The organism is Archangium lipolyticum, from assembly GCF_024623785.1.
Taxonomy (GTDB): domain Bacteria; phylum Myxococcota; class Myxococcia; order Myxococcales; family Myxococcaceae; genus Archangium; species Archangium lipolyticum.
Window position 1 is genome coordinate 39,770 of sequence record NZ_JANKBZ010000049.1, and the last position, 19,613, is coordinate 59,382.

Here is a 19,613-nt window from a genome sequence, read left to right on the forward strand (position 1 = left end):
AACGCGGCTCGCGGAAAGGCGCTCCTCGCGCCTCCGGCGGGCTTGCCGGACCTACTTGCTCAACTGTGACCACCCCAGGACGTCATCTGCCAGAAAACTAAAATCCCTGCTCTTGCTCTTGTCATGGCACCCGAGGCAGCTCGAAGCTGCCTTCTGGGGGGGAACCATGTACGCCTCGAGCACGGTATTTCGCAGCTCATCCGGGCTCGGCGTGCTCGAAGTCAGATTCTGGGTGCCAACGAGCTCATAATATTGCCAGACCGACTTCTGGGTCCTGAGCCAGCTCTGGACCTCCTGATTGAGGGCCTGCGTGTCGGCGTCGATGGGAGTCGTCCGGGTGAGCTGCACCGGGGTGCCATTCGATGGAACGTTCTCCACACAGTGAGTGCACGCTGGATTGAAGAAGGACCACGTCCTCCCACCGCCAACCGCTGACTGGTCGGGAGCGTTGTCGACGTGTTCGAAGGTCATCGCAATCCAATCCCGGGTCTTCACCTTCGGCATGACGTGCATGGCGACCAGTCCGAGATTCACGACCTGCTCCGAATCCCTGGAGGGCAGGCGGACATTCTCCACCATGAAGAAGCGCTTGCTGTCATCGACCTTCGGGTCCAGGACCTTCCAGGCCAGCTTGAGTTCGACCGCGGGAGCCCGGTCGTACTGATCCCCCCCTCGCAGGCACTGTCCAGCTCGAAAAGTGATCGGCGGCAGCAGCGTCGACTCCCAGTACGTCTTGAGCTGCTCGGCCACGACAGGGTTGGCCCGGGACTCGAAGTAGACATACTGGCCGTTCTGAGCGATGAGAGGATCCGTCGCGTCGGTGCCCGTCTCGCCCGGGAGATCCGTCTCCAGACAGTTCCCTTCACAACGCCAGTTCCGGTTGGGATCCGGTGAAAACTTGTTCGGCAGCTCGTCCTTCCTGGCCCAGGAGGACCAGACGGGAACATAGACATTGCTGTCCGGGAGGCTCTGGTTGGGGCCGCCATCACCCGAACCTTGCGGCCAGTTCATCGCCAGGAAGGTATCCCAGGCGTAGATATCCATCATCCGCCGCGCCCACCTTGGGTCCTTCTCCGCCATGTCGAGCAGTGCCGTCCTATGAGCCGCGGCCGCCTCTGACTCCGCATTGATCCACCGGCAATACCAGCTCTGCGCCAGGAACGAGAGGTCCAGAAACTGGCGAGACCCTTCGAAGGTCGGCAGACGCTCCGAGCCCACCCGTTCGCTCGCCGTGGAAAGGGCCACGGCCGACGAAGCCGTCGAGCTCACGGGGAGGGTCGGCTCACTCGGCCTGGTTGCCTTCGTCACACAACCCATACCGGGCAGGAGAATGAGCGCGCAGCCAGAAATGAGCAGGTGTGGACGCCTCGCGCGGATGGCCGGGGGACGAAATGGAATGCGCATACGATGTTAGAACAGCGAGAAAGCGGGCCTGAAGCCGAGATAGGCCTTGGCCTCGACGGGGCGGTTGGGATGAAGGGAGACCTTGACGTCCAGCCAGCGGTGCATGCGCGCCACTTCGACCGAGCCTGGATATTGCACTCGAGCAGTTCCCGGCCACTGCGACAATGCGTCTCGCTTGTGCGGCGTGCAGAGTCCAGCCCCCACCAATCTCTCGAGGAGTGCGGTTCGCCGTGGATCTCTGTTGGAGGCTGCGGACAATTGGGGCTGAGAAAAGACGATGCCGGCATAGGCTGTCATTCGCTCATCGAACGCCAGATCGAAATAGATCATCTCATCGATCGTCTCGTGTGAGCAGAACTCGTCCATCAGCCGGCTCAGCGCCTCGAAGGAGCCTGGCCAGCCGATTTCCCGCAGATAATCCGGGAAGACGCGCGCCGGGATACAGCCATAGAGCTTGATGGCCACGGGTGTTCGCGCCAGCATTGCCGAGACGTGGATGATGCGTCCAGATGGCCGCGCCGCCTGGAGGCAGACGCTCAATCCCTGGGAGAGCTCGAGCGGGAGTGGAGCACCCAGTAGGATGTCGAACGAAGTCGCGAGCAACTCGCGCTGACGGCCGTCATCCTCCTTCGGAGCCACGGTGCCACCGCTTCGGCTCAGGTAATCGCGCTCCACACACATGTGGAAGCTGGGCCCAGGAGGGTGGCTGGTGGCATCATGCACGTGGTCGAATTCCAGCCAGACCATCGGCACCTCGGAGTGCAGCCGGGTGGCCGGATTCGCCCATTCTTTCAAGAAACGCTCGACCCCCGTCCACGAAGGCGCGCTACCTCCGGCCCGCCTCATCACGGTGGCGGAGTCATATGCGGCCTGGACGCACGCGGAGGTGAGGCTCGCCAGGAAATCCACGCGGGACTCGCCTTCAGCGAGACGGCACTCCAGGTAATAGGAAGAGAAAGGACCCGACACGTCTTGCAGGAATCGTCCGATTCCCACGGAGGTGGACGCATCGATCAACTCACGATGCAACCACTTGCCGGTCAAGGAGAATGACACATGTGCGGGCCAGGATTGCGTGGCCGTCTGCAGCTGTCGGTCGCGCTCGCCCATCTGACTCGAAACACCATGCAACGATGAAGGGCTCACCAGAAGGTGTTCCGCTCTCCGTGCAGTTCATCACCCAGTGCATTGAGGATGGGCGTCCAGGCCTCCCGATTACCGCTGGTGGTGCTGGTCTCTTCCTTGCCCAGCGTGTTGATGGCCTCCAGCAACGTCGGGTCAGTGATTCCGAAGCTACGCGCGGCTTGGATTGGATCATCGTGGAAGGCCGGGCGGGTCTTCTTGTCGTCGTACATGACGTTGTACAAGAAAGAGAGCAACGACTTGGGTTGCGCATTCGAATCATCCATGACGTCTCCTTTTAATAAAAATTGAAAAAACATTAACCCGGTCACATTCAGACTGTCAAGAGCACGGAGACCGGCATAATCAATGGCATTGGCGAGAAGCCGCAAAGAGAGAATATTTCTGGAATTCCGTGCAATGACAGGCGCTTCGTGAGGAAGCGCTCGTCAGAGTATGGCCCCACCCAGCCAGGGTTCCACCGGTACCGGGCTTTCGGACGCTTGACCAGCAACTCGGCGACACATTTCCGGGAAAGCCTTCCGGAGCGGACAGCCAGTGAGCAGCCGGGCAGGCGAAGAGCTCCGATGCGAGAAGTGTCGGCCCGCCGCGACTTCGCGGTTAGAGTCCGCCGCCCGTGTCGTTGCCCGCGCTCCTCACCACCGAGAACCTCCGCGCCACCGCTGGAAACGCGTTCGCCCGCGGCGAAGCCTACTGGCGCGAGGGCCGTGTCCTCTCCTGTGTCCTCGAGAACGATGCCCTCGAGGGACTCGTCTCGGGAACACAGCAGTACCGTGTCCGGGTGTCCGCTCCGCGCGGCGCCCTCGTGGCCCACTGCACCTGTCCGGCCTGGGATGGTGTCTGCAAGCACGCCGTCGCGCTCGGCCTCTCGTTCCTCGCCCAGCGCGGCCACGTTCCCGGGACGCCGGAACCGCTCGACGAGACGCCCTCGCAAGAAGCACGGGAAGGTCCCTTCTCCACGCGCAAGGACCTCGAGCACTGGGCCGAGGCACACCAGGTCCAGTACGCGCTCTCCGTCTCCGCCGAGATCGTCCTCCCGGAGCTGCCGCTCAACGAGGCTCAGCGAAACGGGCTCCGGTTCGCCCTGAACGGCCTTGCCCTCCGCGACGTCGGCTCCCGCGAAGGTGCGCTGCGCCACGGCGGCGCTCGCGGAAGAGGGCTCGAGACGGCCATTCCCGAGGCCGCCTGGGACTACCTGAATGCCGAAGCCACCTCGGTCCAGCAGGCTCTCTCGGAAGAGGCCGCGCGTCGCGAGGCCCATCCGGACACCGTGCTCGCTCCGCTCTGGTCCCGCTTGCTGGAGCTGCGGCGCCCCCTCCGCCTCCAGGCCTCTCCGCGCTCCCGCGAGCGGCGCGCACAGGGCACCTGGGGCTTCGACGCCCAGACCTGCGCGCTGACGTGGAAGGAGCGCGACCGGGTGGTCCGCCCCGGTCCCGACTACTCCACCGTGAGCGTCTCCGCGCGGCTGACCTTCCCCGGCGGTGGCGCGGGCCAGGCCGAGTGCAACTGCTCCACCCGGCAACGCGGCTGTACGCATGTGCTCGCGTTGATCGACACGACGCTGGACCTGCTCGACAGCCCTCCGCGTGCCGCCGAGGCCCGTGCGATCGCCGAGGAGCTCCTCCGCCCGAGCTGGGCCCGCGCGCTCAAGGAGCTGGAGCTCGTCGAGGCCGCGGCCGCGAAGCCTCGCGCCTCCATCGAGGTGTGGTGGTGCATCGAGCACGAGCTCGGAACGCTCACCGTCTCGCCGCTCGTGAAGAAGCAGACGCGCCGCGGAACGCTCAGCACGGGCGCGAGGATGACGGCGGCCCGGCTGCTCGAGGAACACCGGGAGCTGCTGTCCGAGGCGGAGCTGCGGATCGCCGAGCACCTCGCCTCGTGGGCTCCCGCCTCGCGGGCCGCGGGGACGTACCCCTCGCGGGCCTTCCTCGCACTCGCCGGTCATCCCCGGGTCGTGACGGATCTCCGTCCGGACGAGCCGGTCGAGGTGAAGCGCGTCCGGCTGGGCTTCACCGCGCTGGCCGCCGAGGACCACATCCGCCTGGAGCCCTCAGTGGAGGGAGAGCGCTTCAACCCGAAGCTGCTGGGCTCCCTGCTCCGGGCGTTCGCTCCGGGAGAGCCGCTGTTCACCGTCGAGGAGCAGCGCGCACGGTGCCTCCTCATCGACGTGAACGAGGAGGCCCGGCAGATGTGGAACGTGCTCGAGAAGCACGGCGACCGGTTCCCCCCCGAGAGCCACGAGCAGCTGCTCGAAAGGCTGTCGCGCCTCGAGGCCCGCCTTCCGCTCGTCGTGCCGAACACGCTCAAGGGCCGCGAGCTGCAGACGGAGACGCGCACCGTCGTGCGTCTGCGGCTCCTCCCGGACATCTCGCTGGAGCTCGAGCTGCTCGTGCGTCCGGGAGAGGGCGCGCCGCTGTACCCTCCCGGAGTGGGACCGAGGGACGTGCTCCTCTCTCGCGGGGGGGAGCGCGTCTACGTGCGCCGGCAGCTCCTGACCGAGGACGAGCGTGCACGCGCCGCGCTCGCCGGGCTTCCGCTCGAGGATGCCGAGGAAGGCCCTCCGTACTGCTTCCGCATCGGGGACACGGACGCCGCGCTGCGGCTCGTGGCCGCGCTACGAGAGCCCCCCAACGGGCTCGAGGTCGAGTGGCTCGATGAGAAGCCGCACATCACCTCCTCCGTCGGCCCCGAGGCGTTGAGGGTGCAGATCGAGCGCAAGCGGGACTGGTTCGGCGTCTCGGGCGAGCTGAAGGTCGAAGCGGGCCGGCTCGAGCTGGCCGTGCTGCTCGATGCCGCGCGGAGGCAGAAGCGCTTCGTCCGCGTCGATGCCCACCGCTGGGTGGAGCTCGGCGACAAGTTGCGCCAGCGGCTGCTCGCGGTGGCGGACCACACGTTCACCGGCAAGAACCGTGTCGAGCTCTCCCCCGGAGCCGTGCCGGCGATCAGCGCGCTCGTCGACGCGGGCGCGGAGCTCAAGGCCGCTCCCGCGTGGCGGTTGCTGACGGAGCGGCTGGCCACCTCGCTCTCGTTGAAGCCCAAGCCGCCCAAGGGGCTCGCGGCGACGCTCCGGGACTATCAGGTGGAAGGGCACGCGTGGCTCAGCCGCGTGGCCGCCTGGGGCGCGGGGGCGTGCCTCGCCGACGACATGGGCCTCGGCAAGACGGTGCAGGCCATCGCCATCCTGCTCGACCGGGCGCGGCTCGGCCCCGCGCTCGTGCTCGCGCCGACGTCGGTCGCCTACAACTGGGTGCAGGAGCTCGAGCGCTTCGCGCCGGGGCTCCGGCCGGTGCTCTATGCGAACCAGGCCGATCGGACGAAGTGCCTCACGGGGCTCACGAACAACGACGTGCTGATCGTCAGCTACGGGCTGCTCGTGCGCGATGCGGCGAGCCTCGCCGCGGTCTCGTTCTCCACGCTCGTCGTCGACGAGGCGCAGGCGCTCAAGAACCCGAACACACGGCGCGCACGCGCGGCGAGGCAGCTCCAGGCGGGGTTCCGGATCGCCCTCTCGGGCACGCCGCTGGAGAACCACCTGGGCGAGCTGTGGAGTCTGTACACCATCGTGTTTCCGGGCCTGCTCGGGAGCTGGGAGCAGTTCCGCGAGCGCTTCGCCGGGCCCATCGAGCGCGGGAAGGATCCGGATGCGAGAGCCGCGCTCGCCCGGGTGCTGCGCCCCTTCCTGCTGCGGCGCACGAAGCAGGAGGTGGCGCGCGAGCTTCCCTCGCGAACGGAGATCCAGGTTCCGGTCGCGCTCTCGGAGGAGGAGTGGACGCTGTACGAGGACGCGCGGCTGGCGGCGGTCGCCGAGGTGAGCGCCGAGGGCAAGGGGCTGCGCAACGAGCAGCAGCGCTTCCAGGTGCTGGCGGCGCTGACCCGGCTGCGGCTGCTGGCGTCCCACCCGCGGCTCTATGACTCACAGTCCAGCGTGTCCTCGTCCAAGATGAGGCGCCTGCTGGAGCTGCTCGAGGAGCTGCGCAGCGAGGGGCACCGGGCGCTCGTCTTCAGCCAGTTCACCTCGCACCTGGAGCTGGTCCGCGAGGAGCTGGAGCGCGCGGGCTTCAAGTACCTGTACCTCGATGGCGCGACGGCGGCGGGCGTACGGGCCAGACGGATTCAAGCCTTCCAGGACGGAGAGGGCGAGGTGTTCCTCATCTCGCTCAAGGCGGGAGGCACCGGCATCAATCTCACCGCCGCCGACTACGTCATTCATCTGGACCCGTGGTGGAACCCGGCGGTCGAGGACCAGGCCACGGACAGGGCGCACCGCATCGGCCAGACGAAGCCGGTGACGGTGTACCGGCTCATCGCCCGGGGGACCATCGAGGAGCAGATCCTCTCGCTGCACTCGGACAAGCGCGCGCTCGTGGCGGGGGTGCTCGAGGGCACGGATGTGGCGGCCCGGCTCACGACGAAGGATCTGCTCGCCCTGCTCGCGGGGGGCGAATCTCCGCGCGATGCGGGCGATGATGGGGAAGACGCGCCGGCCCGCACGGTGCACTGACATCCCCCCAACCCGGACGAGTCCCGTCAGGTGCGGTGCGCCGGCCGGGGACGAATGGGCAGCTCGAACGAGTCCCGATGGCGGTCGGTGTTGGCCTTGGCTTTGGACGCACTCCCCGGACTGGACGTAACGCTGTTGCCACCGGGACTTTTTGGCGCCTTTGGCTTCCCTGTCTTATCGGGCTTCTTTGTCTTGCCTGGTCCCTCTGGGCTCTTGGGAGGCCTGGGACGAGGGGGATTGGGAGGGGGTAAGCGCATTGTCGTCTCCTTATTGGCGCACATCGTGTGCGCATGGTGATACGGCGAGAGGGAACACGAGAAAGGCTGACAACTGCTCTATTTATCGGCCCCACGAATAAAGTGTTGCATGTCCCGGTTGATTTCATTCCGAGGCAGGAATGGTGCGCCACCTCGCCGCCTGAGCCATCTCCCGTCAAGCAAGCACTCAGCAGCAATGGAGCCGCAGTCCGCGCTCCCCTCCCCTTGGACTCTCCGGTTCGATATGGCGGGGGTCCACCACGGACACGCCCACGCCCCGGCTCGCTAAAACTGCCGGTGGAAGTGGAACTTCGAGAAGGCCGCCACGCGACTGAACCGTTCCACGCGCAGGTCCCCGTCCAGCGGCGCGTCGATGAACTCGATACGGAAGCAGGGCGAGGGGTGCCAGCAGGCTTCAAAAATCCAGGCAAGCTCATCTCCACTCCGTGCGTGAGGCAGCCAGGCAAGGGCTGCCCGGGCATTCGGGGGTAAAAGAGGGAATGACCCGGCCGGCGTCCCAAAAAATCTTCTGGTCGCTCGCGTGACCACCGCCCCCAGCCTCTGACACACAGAAGAACAAGAACTCCTCATGGAGTCTCACCCCATGAAAACGTGCCCCCAAGAAACGACGCTGAGTGACTTCCTGGCGGGGTTGCTCGCCGAGGAGCGCAGAGGTGAAGTCCTGGCACACGTGGAACACTGTGCGGACTGCCAGTGGGTGCTGGCGGCAGGTGATGGCGCTCAGGCGCCGTCCAGCCCCTCCCCGCCGCTGGCCCCCGGCGCCACCGTCTCCCGCTACGTGGTGCGCGAGCGCCTCGGCTCCGGCGCCATGGGTGTGGTGTACCCGGCGGATGACCCGGAGCTGGGCCGCCGCGTCGCCCTCAAGGTGCTGCGCCCCGAGGGGCACCAACGGCAGGAGTTGCAGCAACGGCTTCTACGTGAAGCCCAGTCCCTGGCCCGCCTCTCCCACTCCAACGTCGTCACCCTCTATGACGTGGGCACCTATGGCGACGGCATCTTAGCGCGAAGCCGCCGCCCTCGTCGCTCGGGCAGTGAGGAGCGCGGGCCCCTCGCGCCCGGCAATCGGGTCCGCTCCTCCTGCCCCACCCTGCGAGCCTCGGCCGTGCATTCTGATTCGCGGGCGCTCGCCGGCTTTGCTTGCAGACGTCTACAAGCGCGGCCCGTTTCAACCGTTGGCTCACCGGTCGCGCGCCGCGCTCACTCGAGGATGCGCTTCGACGCACGACTCTGTAGACGGGTTGGACGGGGAAGGGGCTCGGGACCGCCATGACTACTGCCAAAGCCGCCGTCCAGGGCCTCATCGGCCGCATTCTCTTCCGAGACGCAACAGTTGAAGCACCCTACGCCATGTGACTCCCGTTACATCCCGAGCTGGCGCATCAGTCGCGCGGGGACCGGGTAGATGGACTCTCGCGGGAGGAGCCGCGTGGCCTGTTCGGCCCGCCCGGCATCGAGGAGCTTGCGAATCTTCCTCACCCGCTCCGTGAGATCCTCGATGGACAGGATCCATTCCTCGACGTAGCGGCCGATGACCGTCCGCCCCAGCCCCACCTGGATGCTGTCATGGAGGAGCGACTGTCCTCGCAGCGAGCGCTCGGGATCCCACTGGATGTGGACCGGAGCGCTCGCGAAGTCCTGCTCCCACTTCTGGGGGGTACCGTGGGCGTCTGGCTCGAAGGCCGTCAACACCCCGAGCTCCAGCGCGGCCTCCCACCCCTCCCGCCGGATGCGCACGGCGAGGATCCGCTCCTGTCCGGACTTGAGCCCCCAGTTGCTGCGCTCCATCAGCCACAAGAAGCTGGGTTTGATCCACGTCATCCGGTTCAGCGAGAACGGGGGGCCGAACCGCTGCCGCTCGAGCGCCACATCGGCGATGGCGTCCGGATAGGCCTGGTACACGACGATGGACGTCCGATCATGGTCGGCACGGATCTCTCGGCGGCGGGTCATCCGGACAGGTTAGCCGCCCACCATGGCTCCCCGATAGGACGGCGGGCCGGGACGTCAGGGCTCTTGCGCACGGGAGAAGGCGAGCGGCTCGTCGCTGAGCGGGACGAGCCACGGAGCGGCCCTCCAGGTCCAGGCCTGAGCGGTTTCCCCACCCGCGGCAGCGAGAGGGCCGCCTGAATCAGCAAGCAGCGCACCCGGCTGTTTCCCGTCTTGGTAATGGGGCCTCTGTGTTGTTTCTCCCCCGAGCTTCTCTCACTCGGCACCAGCCCCAGGTACGCCTCCAACTGGTGCGGCCCGCTGAAACGCTTGGGGTCATCCACCACGGAGGCGAAGGCGCACGCCGTCACCGGGCCCACATGCGGCACCGTGCACAACCGCGCGAGCTGCTCGTCCCGGCGGGCCACTCGCTCGAGCATCCCGTCCAGGAAGGCAATCTGCTCGTTGAGGTGCAGCAGGAGGCTCAACAGCGGGGCCACCTCCGCCTTCAGCCTGAAGGTGCGCGCGTCCCGCTTGTCCGTCTTCACCCGGCGGCTGCGCGTGGCGTACATAGGCGCGAAGTTGGGGTCAGCTACCACCACCTCGTGCCCCCAGCCCTCCAGGCACCGTGCCACCCACTCGCTCTCGGTGGAGGCCTCCAGCAGTACCCGAGCCTTCGGGCGCTTGCTCAGTAGCTCCCCCAACCGCTCCCGTTGCGTGCGCACCCGCTGCTCCAGCACCACCTCGCCACCCTCGCCCAGGATGCACACCTGGCTGTCCCGCTTGTGTACGTCGATGCCGATGTTCTCCATCGCCCACTCCCCCCACTTCGGCGGTCACTTCCGTGCCGCCGCAAGTCAGGGCTCGGTGGGCCTCCACGCACGTGGCCAGCCAGCCGCTTCATCACCGCTATACGCGACATGGCGCTCGAGCTTCATGGTGCCGCGGGGAAGGATGGCTCATTGGCCGCCCTCACGGGGTGGGAATGCGCCGCCCCGGACGCTCAGCCCTTGAGTTGTCCCGGCTTGAGTTCGGCCGCCTTGAGGTTCAGATAATCCAGCGGGATTCGCTGGATGTGATCCCGTGGCGCGTATACGCGCTCGCCATTCTCGCCATTCTCGCCATTCTTGTCCTTTGGGTTGAGCTTATCGCGGTACTTGTACGAGCCACTCTCGTACGTCACCCAGAGCTGGCCATCAATGATGTTCACGCCCTGGGCGTAGGGATCAATCAACCCACTGCTGATATCCACCTGGCGCGTGAAGTCCGTCTTGAACGTGTCCGCGTCGAACGGCTGGTAGATCAGCTTCTTCTCCCCCGTGGTGAACAGCAGGCCGCCGTCGACCACCGTCATGCCCTGTGCGCGGTGCGGCGCACGGATGGGACCCTCCTTCAAGTTCTTGTCGAGTAAGCCAGTCGCCTCGTTGATCTTGTAGCGCCAGACGGCACCAGCCCTCTCTTTACCGTCCTTGTCGCTGTGCCCGCCGATGTACGCGTAGCCGTCCTTCACGGTCATGTAGCTGCCACCAGACGCGAGGAAGTCCTTGGTTTTCGAATTCGGATCCACCACCTTGGGGTGTTCGACATCCATCACCTGAATGGCTTGGGCCTCGGTCTTCGCCTTCGGATCCGCCGCCCTCTCGATCTCCTTGCGAGTGTAGACGTAGATCCGCTTGGTGTCGGAAACGTAGACGAACTCGCCGTCCGTCGAGACGCCACCGCCGTGCGTGGGTCCAGCCATCGCACCCTTCCCTCCGAGAAAGACCTGCAGCGTCTCTTTGCCCGAGACCTTGTTCTGCACGGAAAGCAGCACTTTAACCTTGCCTTTTTCCTTGCCGTAATAGGTCGTGAGCACTTCACCGTTTTTGGCGTCGTAGCCTTGGCCTTGTGGCGTCCACTTGGGCAGATGCAGCAACCTCGGGCCGTCAAAATGAGCAGGATCAGGACGAGCCGCGCGCGCAGAAACCGCGGCCGGTGACGCCTTCCCGAAGCCGCTGAGGTTCACGGGGCTGGGCCGTCCTTTTTCCAGGGTGTCTTGGAAATAGGGCGTGGCTGCGGGTGGCCGTTGCGGCGCTTTGGCAGCCTCCGGCTTGGCAGCCGGAGGCTTCGTGACCGCCGTCTGACCCGTGGTGGTGACTCGGCGAGGAATGGAGCCGATCACGAGCATGCCTCCGTCTGCACGACCGTGTGACTGAGCGCCGCTGACGCACGGGACTGGGTACGCACCGAGATACCCTCACTCGCAGACGCCGGAGTGGGGACTACCCACACACTGACAACAAGGAGAACAGCGCCGAAAAACAGTGCCACTGAATTCTTCGTCAATGTACACCTCCATCTATGCATGCGGCCTATTCCGCATGGGTCAGACACAGGCTCGCGGCGAGCCATGCACGAATTCGTCCTGCCAGCCCCTACGGCCGAGGGGCGGCGCGTCGGCCGTGGCCTTCTGCTGGCGGGCCTCCTCGGCGCGTCGCTAGCTCCACCGACTGGCTCCATACCGCCCATGGGCTTCCCTTTCCCGCTGGAATGGCTCCATGCACGAGGCAACCTGGGCCGCCTCGGCATCTCGGGGGATAAAGAGGGAATGACGCGCCCTGCGTCCCAAAAAAACCCCCGAGAAGGTGTCAACGAAGCGCAAGAAGGGGGAAGGGGATGGGCTGGCCGCTGAGGATGTTCCAGGAGGAGGGCGACTGCTTCGTCATGTTCAGGAGCTACCAGGGGCGGCTGTTGCTGCGCCCCTGTGCGGAGGTGAATGAAGTGGTGGGAGGAGTGCTGGCGCGAGCCGTCCAGCAGAGCGCCGACACCGTCCGGCTATATGCCTTCACCTTCGCCTCCAATCACTTCCACCTTGTAGTACCTGCGCGCCAACCTCTCCAGGAAGGTGGGCGAGCTGGTGGACGTGGAACCTCGTGAGGTTTGTCCGAGGCGGAGGCACCAGCGACGCCAGACGACGAGCGCGCCACGCGCCCCATAGCGGCACAGCCGCTCCAGCCCCTGCCTGTCGCTGCGCGCTCTGGACATGGCCCTCGAGGGGAGACAGCAACCACGCGGGCTGCTGCACCACTCGGACCGGGGGAGCCACTACGCCAGCGAGGATTACCCCGCTTCACCCGCTCGAGTCTTCCGGTGAAGGGTCGGGCAGCTCCAGGCCCCAGAGCTCGTAGCCCGTGGTGGGGGTGGTGGCGCGGAAGAGCAGCCGCGAACCCACCTGGAAGATCGCGTACGGGTTGTAGGGCATGCGGCCCATGTCGTCCTTTCGCAAGGGCACCGTGCCCGCCTCCGTGCCGTCGCTGATCCACAGCACCGGCATGCGCGGGTTGTCGGGCAGGGTCGCCCGGAGGACGAGCCTTCCCTTCCAGGTGCTCATGGGAACGACCGCCGAGCCCGCCACTCCCGGGGCGAGGTCCTTCACCCGGCGGGTTCCCGCCTCCGTCCCATCCGTGCTCCACAGCTCCCGGCCCGCCTCTCCCTCACTGGCGCTGAAGAACACCTTCCCGTCCATCACCACGAAGGGCTCGTACGTGGGCGTGCCCGAGTCGAAGCCCTTCAACAGGACCGTGCCCTCCTCCGTTCCGTCACTCGTCCAGAGATTGAAATCCCAGGTGCCGGTCCAGAAGTAGAGCCTCCCGCCGGAGGTGGTGAACTGGCCCTGGCCCTGTTGGGGAGCGCCCGGCCAGATGGCCTTGAGTGGCACCGTGCCCGCCTCCGTCCCGTCCGTGCGCCACAACACGGAGTCGAAATTCTGGCCGCGCAGCACGAAGAGGACGGTCCCGTCCACGTCGGCCATCAGTCCGCCCACGACGGTGGGCTCACTGCCGGGCATGGGGAAGCCCTTCACGAGTACCGTGCCCGCCTCCGTCCCGTCCGTGCGCCACAGCATCGGCCCGGAAGCCCGGTCGTGGACGATGAAGAGCAGCCCCTCGTCACCCGCGCGCCGGCTGTGGACGAGGATGCGCGCTCCGTGGGAGAAGCTCTTCACCTGGAAGGTCCCCTCCGCCGTCCCATCCGTGCGCCACAGCTCCAGGGCGTTGTCCGAGTTGGGGGCTGTGAGCAGCAACACCCCGTCGAGGCTCGCCAGGGGTTGCATGGCGAGGTTGCGTGACGTCAGGAGCACCGTGCCCTCCTGCGTTCCGTCCGTCCTCCACAGCTCGGTCCTGCCGCTCGACCTGCCGGAGGACTGGAAGACGACGATCCCATCCATGACGCGGGACCAGCTGGTGGAGGTGCCCATCAGCGCGGGCGCCAGGGAGTCCACCGGCGCCGTCCCCGTCTCCGTGCCGTCGCTCTTCCACAGGCTGGCGGTGCCGGGGATGCCCGGGATGCTGGTGGTGAAGAACAGCATCCGCTCGGTGGCGAGCATCGAGGAGAAAGAGGCTCCCGAAGAGAGGTCCAACACCCGCTCGGTGCCCGCCTCCGTGCCGTCGCTCTTCCACAGCGCCAGGCCCGTGGTCTCGTCCCGGGCGGTGAAGAACAGGGTTCCATTCAGCATGGCCGACGGGGGCGGAGTCGTGGACGCCGCCTCGAAGGCGTCACCCGTGGGCCAGGGGAAGGCGCGCACCAGGACGGTGCCCGCCTCGGTGCCATCGCTCTTCCACACCCCCGGGCCGCTGGCTCCCGTCTGGGCGGTGAAGAACAGGGTCCCTCCCGCGTCCTCGAACCCGGAGGGCCCCGAGCCCGTCGTCCCCGGCTCGAGATCCTTCAGCCGCACCGTGCCCACCTCCGTACCGTCGCTCTTCCACGGCTCCGCACCGCTGCTGGCGCCCTCGTCGAGCCGGAAGAAGAGGGTGCCGCCCATGGCCGTCAGCTCGGAGGGAAATGCCCCCGCGGGGAAGGCGCGCACCCGGACGGTGCCCGCCTCGGTGCCATCGCTCCTCCACAGCTCCGCGCCGCCGCTGGCGCCCTCGTCGAGCCGGAAGAAGAGGGTGCCACCCACGGCCGTCAGCTCGGAGGGGCGCGCGCTCTGGGGGAAGGTCGTCACCCGGACGGTGCCCGCCTCGGTGCCATCGCTCTTCCACAGCTCCGTGCCGCCGCTCGCGCCGGCATCGACCCGGAAGAAGAGCGTTCCGCCCACGGCGGCCAGCGCGACCGGCTCGACGTCTCGCACCCGCACCGTCCCCGCGCGCGTCCCATCCGTCCTCCACAGGCCGATCGTCCCGTCATCGGACAACCCACGGTAGAAGAGCGCATCGCCCACCACCGCGAAGTCGGAGCCCGACGTGGAGGACGGGGTGGACGGAGGCAGTATCAGCCAGGCCTCGGTCGTCATGCCGTCGTCGGCGCGCAGCCACAGCTCCCGCGCCGAGCGCGACCCCGTGCCAGACCGGGTGTTCCTCTGCACATCGAGGAAGAGGGTGCCATTCACGCTCCCGGCGAGGCGGTTCAGCTTCGTCTCCCAGTATGAGCCCTCGGACTGGTAGCCGATGAAGGTGAGCGCCTTGCGCGTGCCTTCCGGCGTTCCATCGCTCTCCCACAGGACGTGGCCGTCGTTGCTCCGGAAGTAGAGCCGCTCGCCGAACTGCTCCAGGCCCGAGCTCGGGTCGAGCGAGTCCTTCACGGGCTCCGTGCCCGCTGGCGTTCCATCGCTCCTCCACAGCGTGTGACTGCCCAGGATGCTCTGGGCGAAGAAGAACAGCGTCCCGGCCCTGTCCGTCAGGGAGAACGGAGACGAGGAGAGGGGTCCCGGCAGCAGGTCCTTCACGAGCTGCGTGCCCTCTGCCGTCCCATCCGTCCTCCAGAGCTCGGTGCCCGAGGTGGCATCGGTCGCCGTGAAGAACGTGGTACCGCCCGCGGTGACGACCTGTCGCGGCATGGCGGCCTGAGGGATCGTCTCGTTGATGTCCTTGATCAAGAAGGGGGCGGGCCCTGTACCTGAGTCTGAAGAAGGTTCGGGGTTTCCACCATGTCCATCCGTGGAGGGGCAGCCCATGAGCCACACCGAGGCAACGAGGCCCCCCCACACCCAGTGATTGGAACGCATGTCGGCTCTCCTTTGCGGCCACGGCCTGCCGCAAGAAGCGCGCCGCGAGCGCCGAGCGCCAACCCCTTGGAATCCGAGGGTGCAGGGGCTCGCCGGGTGGCGAGCCCCTGACACGCGTGCCCTACTGGCACCGGCTCCTACGGCGTCAGTTTCAGGTAGAGCAGGTCACTGCTCCCGCGCGACGTGTAGCGGGTGCCCTCCAACAGGACGGAGTCGATGAAGGTGGCCATCAAGCCTTCCAGGACGGAGAGGGCGAGGTGTTCCTCATCTCGCTCAAGGCGGGAGGCACCGGCATCAATCTCACCGCCGCCGACGACGTCATTCATCTGGACCCGTGGTGGAACCCGGCGGTCGAGGACCAGGCCACGGACAGGGCACACCGCATCGGCCAGACGAAGCCGGTGACGGTGTACCGGCTCATCGCCCGGGGGGTCGCTCGAGGAGCAGCTCCTCTCGCCGCACTCGGACAAGCGCGCGCTCGTGGCGGAGGTGCTCGAGGGCACGGATGTGGCGGCCCGGCTCACGACGAAGGCTCTGCTCGCCCTGCTCGCGGGGGGCGAACCTCCGCGCGATGCGGGCGATGACGGGGAAGACGCACCGCCCCGGACGGTGCACTGACCGGCCTGCCGCGAGTTGCACCAACTGGTCCGACCCTCGGACCAGTTGCTCGACTTCACGCCCGGAAGCACCTCCGCGTGTCGCTTCGAGGTCATGTCCAAGGATTTGCCGGACACTTCGCTGATACCGCTCGGTCCCATTGCCCTTCGGTACGACTCAGCCCATCACCCTCGCGAGCCACTCCTTCATTCGCCACGAACAATCCCAGTCATTGACATGGAATTCCTGTCTTTGTTCAGCAGCCCTGAGTTGCCAATTCAGGAGCAGCCCCTCACCTTTTCCTCGCTCCGCCGAGATTTCGGCTCTTGAGATGTCGGCCGAGCAAGGCAATCCAGCCTTTTACACTCAAGGAGGGGCGAGAATGAGGTTTGTTCGCTTTGGAGCAGCTGGAGTGGTGTGCATTGCCCTTGGTGCCATTCCAGCCTTCGCCAGTGGCGGGAGGGGAATGACGTGGGGCAAGATGAACCACGGGGACGCCCCTGGCGTGGACGAGGTGGGGTGCCATGCTGGCGGGGTTTCTTGTAACGCCTATGCCGGGGATACTTCATGCATGGTGGCACTGCCCATTCTCTGTATCAAATTGGATGGCTCGCCCAAGCCCAGCAACCTGTGGACCGACTTCTATAACGGATGGGTCGGTGGCAACATCGCGACGACCCAACCCGTTCCTGGCACGTGGCTGACCAGCCAATCGGCGGCGGACCAACTCTGTGCCAGTTATTTCGGTGCGGGCTGGCAGATGGCACAGTTCCACCACAGCGGTGGTGGCTGGGCCTGGTATTCGTACGGCAACGTCCGCAGCGACACGCGTTTCTGGGTTCGGATCAGCGACCAACCCGCCAACTGCTGGAACCCGTAGCGTCCCACCAGCGCCCGGTAGAGCTCGCCCCGCCCCTGCTCGCCCGGGCCCACTTCTCCCTCATCCGGCGTGCTCGGTAACACTCGGCATGCGCTCAATGGCTCGTCATGGGTCAGGCAAACCGGTCCTCGCGACTTGACTGTGCCGTCGAGGACCGGCGCCCCAATCCCTTCCCCATACCCTGAGCCGGCTTCACGAGTGGCTTTCGCCCCTCGTCACATCCGTACTGCCCCTACCCGCCCAACCCCTTACCGCCACTGCCCCGTACTGCCCCCAACCCCTACCCGCCCAACCCCTCCAACCCCTACCCGCCCAACCCTTACCGCCCGACCTGCCCCGTACTGCTCGTCGACCCCTGTCGACCACGGGGAAGAGCCATAGCATTCGCCGTGCCGGACTCCCGTGATGCCTGAGCCCCTCTGATTTCAAGGAGATAGGCCGCGAGGCCAGGTGCGACTCCAGGACGATTGCGCGGGCATCCTGTAAAAAAGCCACCCCCTCCCTTTCCGGCGGCCCTTCCGGGTCCCACCGCGCGCGCATCGACGCAAATACCGTCAATCTCATCTACGAGAAGACCGGGTGACACATCTCATGACCTACCTGGGCCGGTCTGTCACCGAGACCAGCCAATGATCGCGGGGGGCTTTGGCGGCTCGACCCGCCTGGACATCACCTCTGGTGCACGGACGTCCGCCAGCCACGGTGTCACATCCGGGCGTGTTCGACCGACTACAGGTTGGAACCGAGAAGCGAGTCTCCCGGATGAAAACCTGCAGCGGATCGTGATTTTCATCAACAATCCGCCAGCCATTCCGGTCACCGCGGACAATTTCATAGAGAAGACCTGACCCCCCCTCGCCTCGTCAGGCGAGGCCGCCCGCCTTGCCGAACGGGTTGACGTAGGAGCCCTCCGCGATCAGGCCCCAGGTGTCATGGAGCCCATCCAGGTAGTGCACCGGCACCCCGGAGAGGTCCACGCCGTCGAGGCACCGGATGTTCACGGAGTAGTACTCCCCTCCCAGCTCCGGGATGTCGCCGTGCCCGAACGGCTCCAGGCCGCAGGTCTTGCAGCGGTCCCGGTCGGCGGCCGGCGTCTTGCCGAGACGGACGAGGCTCTCCTGGCCGCTCAGGAGGCGGAAGGCCGCCGGCTTCGTGTGGCACCCCCACCATCCGCTCTTGCTGCAGTAGGTGCAGTTGCAGCGGGTCGTCCCGGCGCCGAGGTCGAGCTCGGCCTCGAAGCGGACGGCGCCACAGTGACAGCTGCCCCGGTAGGTGCGAAGGCCCGAGAAGTTGCTCATGGAGGGTTCTCCTGGATGGGGACGGCCCCTTCCGGGCTCGTCCTGGTGACGGGAAGAAGATAGGAAGGGTCGCGGACAGATTCGGTCCGCGATGGGAGGAACCCGCATGGTCCAGACGTCGGCCCGGCTGCTCAAGCTGCTGGCACTGCTGCAATCCCGGCGGGTGTGGGCGGGTGGAGACCTGGCGCAGCAGCTGGGGGTCACCGAGCGCAGCGTGCGCCGCGACGTGGATCGGCTGCGCAGCCTGGGGTACCCGGTGCATGCGGCGGCGGGCGTGGGTGGTGGGTACCAGTTGGGGGCCGGGAAGGAGCTGCCCCCGCTCCCGCTGGAGGATGAGGAGGCGGTGGCGGTGGCCGTGGGCCTGCGCGCGGCGGCGTCCGGGCCCGTGAAGGGATTGGAGGCCGCCTCGGTCCGGGCATTGGCCAAGCTCGAGCAGGTGCTGCCCTCGAGGCTGCGGCGCCGGGTGAACGCGCTACAGAGCGTCAGCGTGCGGCTGGGGGAGTCCGGTCCCTCGGTGGACGCGGAGACACTGGCCGTCGTGGCCAACGCCTGCCGCGACGTGGAGCGCCTGTCCTTCGACTACCGCGCCCGGGAGGGGGCGGCGAGCAAACGCCAGGTGGAGCCCTACCGGCTGGTCCACACCAGCTCTCGCTGGTACCTGCTGGCCTACGACCTGGACCGGGAGGAGTGGAGGACATTCCGGGTCGACCGCATCGGTCCGAAGCCCGCCACCGGACCGAGGTTCCGAGCCCGTCCGCTGCCTGCCGAGGACGTCGCCGCCTACGTGTCGCAGGCCATCTCCACCGATGCCTACCGGTATCGCGCCAGGGTGACCATCCACGCCCCGGCGCGGGTGGTCGCGGAGCGGCTGTCCGGAGTGGCCGGGCACATCGAGGCCCTGGAAGGGGACCGGTGCCTGGTGCTCACGGGTGGGGACAGCCTGGAGAACCTCGCCTTCCACCTGGGCTTCCTGGGGTTCGACTTCGAGGTCCATGAACCGGAGGAGCTCATCGACCACCTCCGCCGACTCTCGGAGCGGCTCGCACGTGCGGCGCGAAGCCGGCAGGGATGAGGGCTTTTATCGAGCCAATCACTGCCCGAGCGATTGGAGCAGTGAGGGGGAGCATGGAGGTCGTGTAGCCGAGCGCGCCGACATGCGCGAGAGGCAGCACACCTGCTCTTCTGTGGAAAGAGACACCTTCCGCTCCGAGACAGGTGCGGCGCGAAAGGCCGCGCCGTCTCGGCATGCGCTCAATGACTCGTGGTGTCTCAATGGCTCGTCATGGGTCAGGCAAACCGGTCCTCGCGACTTGACTGTGCCGTCGAGGACCGGCTCCCCAATCCCTATCCCCAAACCCCTGAGCCGGCTTCACGAGTGGCCCTCGCCCCTCGTCACATCCGTACTACCCCTACCCGCCCAACCCCTTACTGCCACTGCCCCGTACTGCCCCTACCCGCCCAACCCCTTACTGCCACTACCCCGTACTGCCCCTACCCGCCCAACCCCTTACTGCCACTACCCCGTACTGCCCCTACCCGCCCTGCCCCTTACTGCCCCTACCCGCCCTGCCCCTTACTGCCCCTACCCGCCCTGCCCCTTACTGCC

The 19,613-nt window shown here is 66.8% G+C and carries 11 protein-coding genes and 2 pseudogenes; 5 read left to right on the forward strand and 8 right to left on the reverse strand.

From position 1 onward, the window contains the following. Positions 1–51: 51 nt before the first annotated feature. The 3 genes from NR810_RS49105 to NR810_RS49115 form a co-directional block, all read right to left on the reverse strand. Positions 52–1,269, reverse strand: coding sequence for a hypothetical protein (locus tag NR810_RS49105; RefSeq protein ID WP_257462918.1), 1,218 nt, complete (start codon positions 1,267–1,269; stop codon positions 52–54). 141 nt (positions 1,270–1,410) lie between these two features. Then, a complete protein-coding gene (locus tag NR810_RS49110) occupies positions 1,411–2,514 on the reverse strand; it encodes a hypothetical protein (protein ID WP_257462920.1) in 1,104 nt (367 codons plus the stop codon). A gap of 32 nt (positions 2,515–2,546) precedes the next feature. Continuing rightward, positions 2,547–2,813, reverse strand: a complete 267-nt coding sequence (locus NR810_RS49115) for a hypothetical protein (RefSeq protein WP_257462921.1) — start codon at positions 2,811–2,813, stop codon at positions 2,547–2,549. A gap of 350 nt (positions 2,814–3,163) precedes the next feature. On the opposite strand from NR810_RS49115, the gene NR810_RS49120 reads away from it, so the two are divergent. Together NR810_RS49120 and NR810_RS49125 are read left to right on the forward strand one after the other, a co-directional pair. After that, positions 3,164–7,048 (forward strand): DEAD/DEAH box helicase, encoded by a 3,885-nt coding sequence (locus NR810_RS49120; protein ID WP_257462924.1) that lies wholly within the window; start codon positions 3,164–3,166, stop codon positions 7,046–7,048. Between the two features lie 861 nt (positions 7,049–7,909). Beyond that, a pseudogene (locus NR810_RS49125) lies at positions 7,910–8,323 on the forward strand (protein kinase domain-containing protein); the annotation flags it as partial. A gap of 362 nt (positions 8,324–8,685) precedes the next feature. Here the strand turns inward: NR810_RS49125 and NR810_RS49130 are convergent. From NR810_RS49130 to NR810_RS49145, 4 genes are all read right to left on the reverse strand, one after another. Next, positions 8,686–9,276 (reverse strand): DUF4291 domain-containing protein, encoded by a 591-nt coding sequence (locus NR810_RS49130; protein ID WP_257462925.1) that lies wholly within the window; start codon positions 9,274–9,276, stop codon positions 8,686–8,688. Continuing rightward, a complete protein-coding gene (locus NR810_RS49135) occupies positions 9,273–10,064 on the reverse strand; it encodes a transposase (protein ID WP_257462927.1) in 792 nt (263 codons plus the stop codon). The genes NR810_RS49130 and NR810_RS49135 overlap by 4 nt, the downstream gene beginning before the upstream one ends. A 191-nt stretch (positions 10,065–10,255) precedes the next feature. After that, positions 10,256–11,419, reverse strand: a complete 1,164-nt coding sequence (locus NR810_RS49140; RefSeq protein WP_257462929.1) for a hypothetical protein — start codon at positions 11,417–11,419, stop codon at positions 10,256–10,258. Positions 11,420–12,361: 942 nt separating this feature from the next. Continuing rightward, positions 12,362–15,232 carry an ELWxxDGT repeat protein gene (locus NR810_RS49145; protein WP_257462931.1) on the reverse strand — a complete coding sequence of 957 codons (2,871 nt, stop codon included), beginning with the start codon at positions 15,230–15,232 and terminating at the stop codon, positions 12,362–12,364. A 230-nt stretch (positions 15,233–15,462) separates the two neighbouring features. Here NR810_RS49145 and NR810_RS52970 point away from each other — a divergent pair. Together NR810_RS52970 and NR810_RS49155 are read left to right on the forward strand one after the other, a co-directional pair. Then, positions 15,463–15,850 (forward strand): annotated as a pseudogene (locus NR810_RS52970) (helicase-related protein); the annotation flags it as partial. 550 nt (positions 15,851–16,400) lie between these two features. Beyond that, positions 16,401–16,709, forward strand: coding sequence for a hypothetical protein (locus tag NR810_RS49155; RefSeq protein WP_257462933.1), 309 nt, complete (start codon positions 16,401–16,403; stop codon positions 16,707–16,709). An 863-nt stretch (positions 16,710–17,572) separates the two neighbouring features. On the opposite strand, the gene NR810_RS49160 is transcribed toward NR810_RS49155, so the two are convergent. Beyond that, entirely contained in the window at positions 17,573–18,007 is a 435-nt protein-coding gene (locus NR810_RS49160; protein ID WP_257462935.1) for a GFA family protein, read from the reverse strand. A gap of 106 nt (positions 18,008–18,113) precedes the next feature. Here NR810_RS49160 and NR810_RS49165 point away from each other — a divergent pair, with 106 nt between their 5' ends. Next, complete coding sequence (locus NR810_RS49165) at positions 18,114–19,079, forward strand: helix-turn-helix transcriptional regulator (RefSeq protein ID WP_257462936.1); 966 nt, start codon at positions 18,114–18,116, stop codon at positions 19,077–19,079. Positions 19,080–19,613 lie beyond the last annotated feature (534 nt).

Excerpts from the sequence above, each read along its gene's own strand:
- NR810_RS49145 (WP_257462931.1), bottom strand. The coding sequence starts at position 15,232 with ATGCGTTCCAATCACTGGGTGTGGGGGGGCCTCGTTGCCTCGGTGTGG.
- NR810_RS49165 (WP_257462936.1), top strand. The coding sequence starts at position 18,114 with ATGGTCCAGACGTCGGCCCGGCTGCTCAAGCTGCTGGCACTGCTGCAA.
- NR810_RS49130 (WP_257462925.1), bottom strand. The coding sequence starts at position 9,276 with ATGACCCGCCGCCGAGAGATCCGTGCCGACCATGATCGGACGTCCATC.
- NR810_RS49135 (WP_257462927.1), bottom strand. The coding sequence starts at position 10,064 with ATGGAGAACATCGGCATCGACGTACACAAGCGGGACAGCCAGGTGTGC.
- NR810_RS49115 (WP_257462921.1), bottom strand. The coding sequence starts at position 2,813 with ATGGATGATTCGAATGCGCAACCCAAGTCGTTGCTCTCTTTCTTGTAC.
- NR810_RS49155 (WP_257462933.1), top strand. The coding sequence starts at position 16,401 with ATGGTGGCACTGCCCATTCTCTGTATCAAATTGGATGGCTCGCCCAAG.
- NR810_RS49140 (WP_257462929.1), bottom strand. The coding sequence starts at position 11,419 with ATGCTCGTGATCGGCTCCATTCCTCGCCGAGTCACCACCACGGGTCAG.
- NR810_RS49110 (WP_257462920.1), bottom strand. The coding sequence starts at position 2,514 with ATGGGCGAGCGCGACCGACAGCTGCAGACGGCCACGCAATCCTGGCCC.
- NR810_RS49160 (WP_257462935.1), bottom strand. The coding sequence starts at position 18,007 with ATGAGCAACTTCTCGGGCCTTCGCACCTACCGGGGCAGCTGTCACTGT.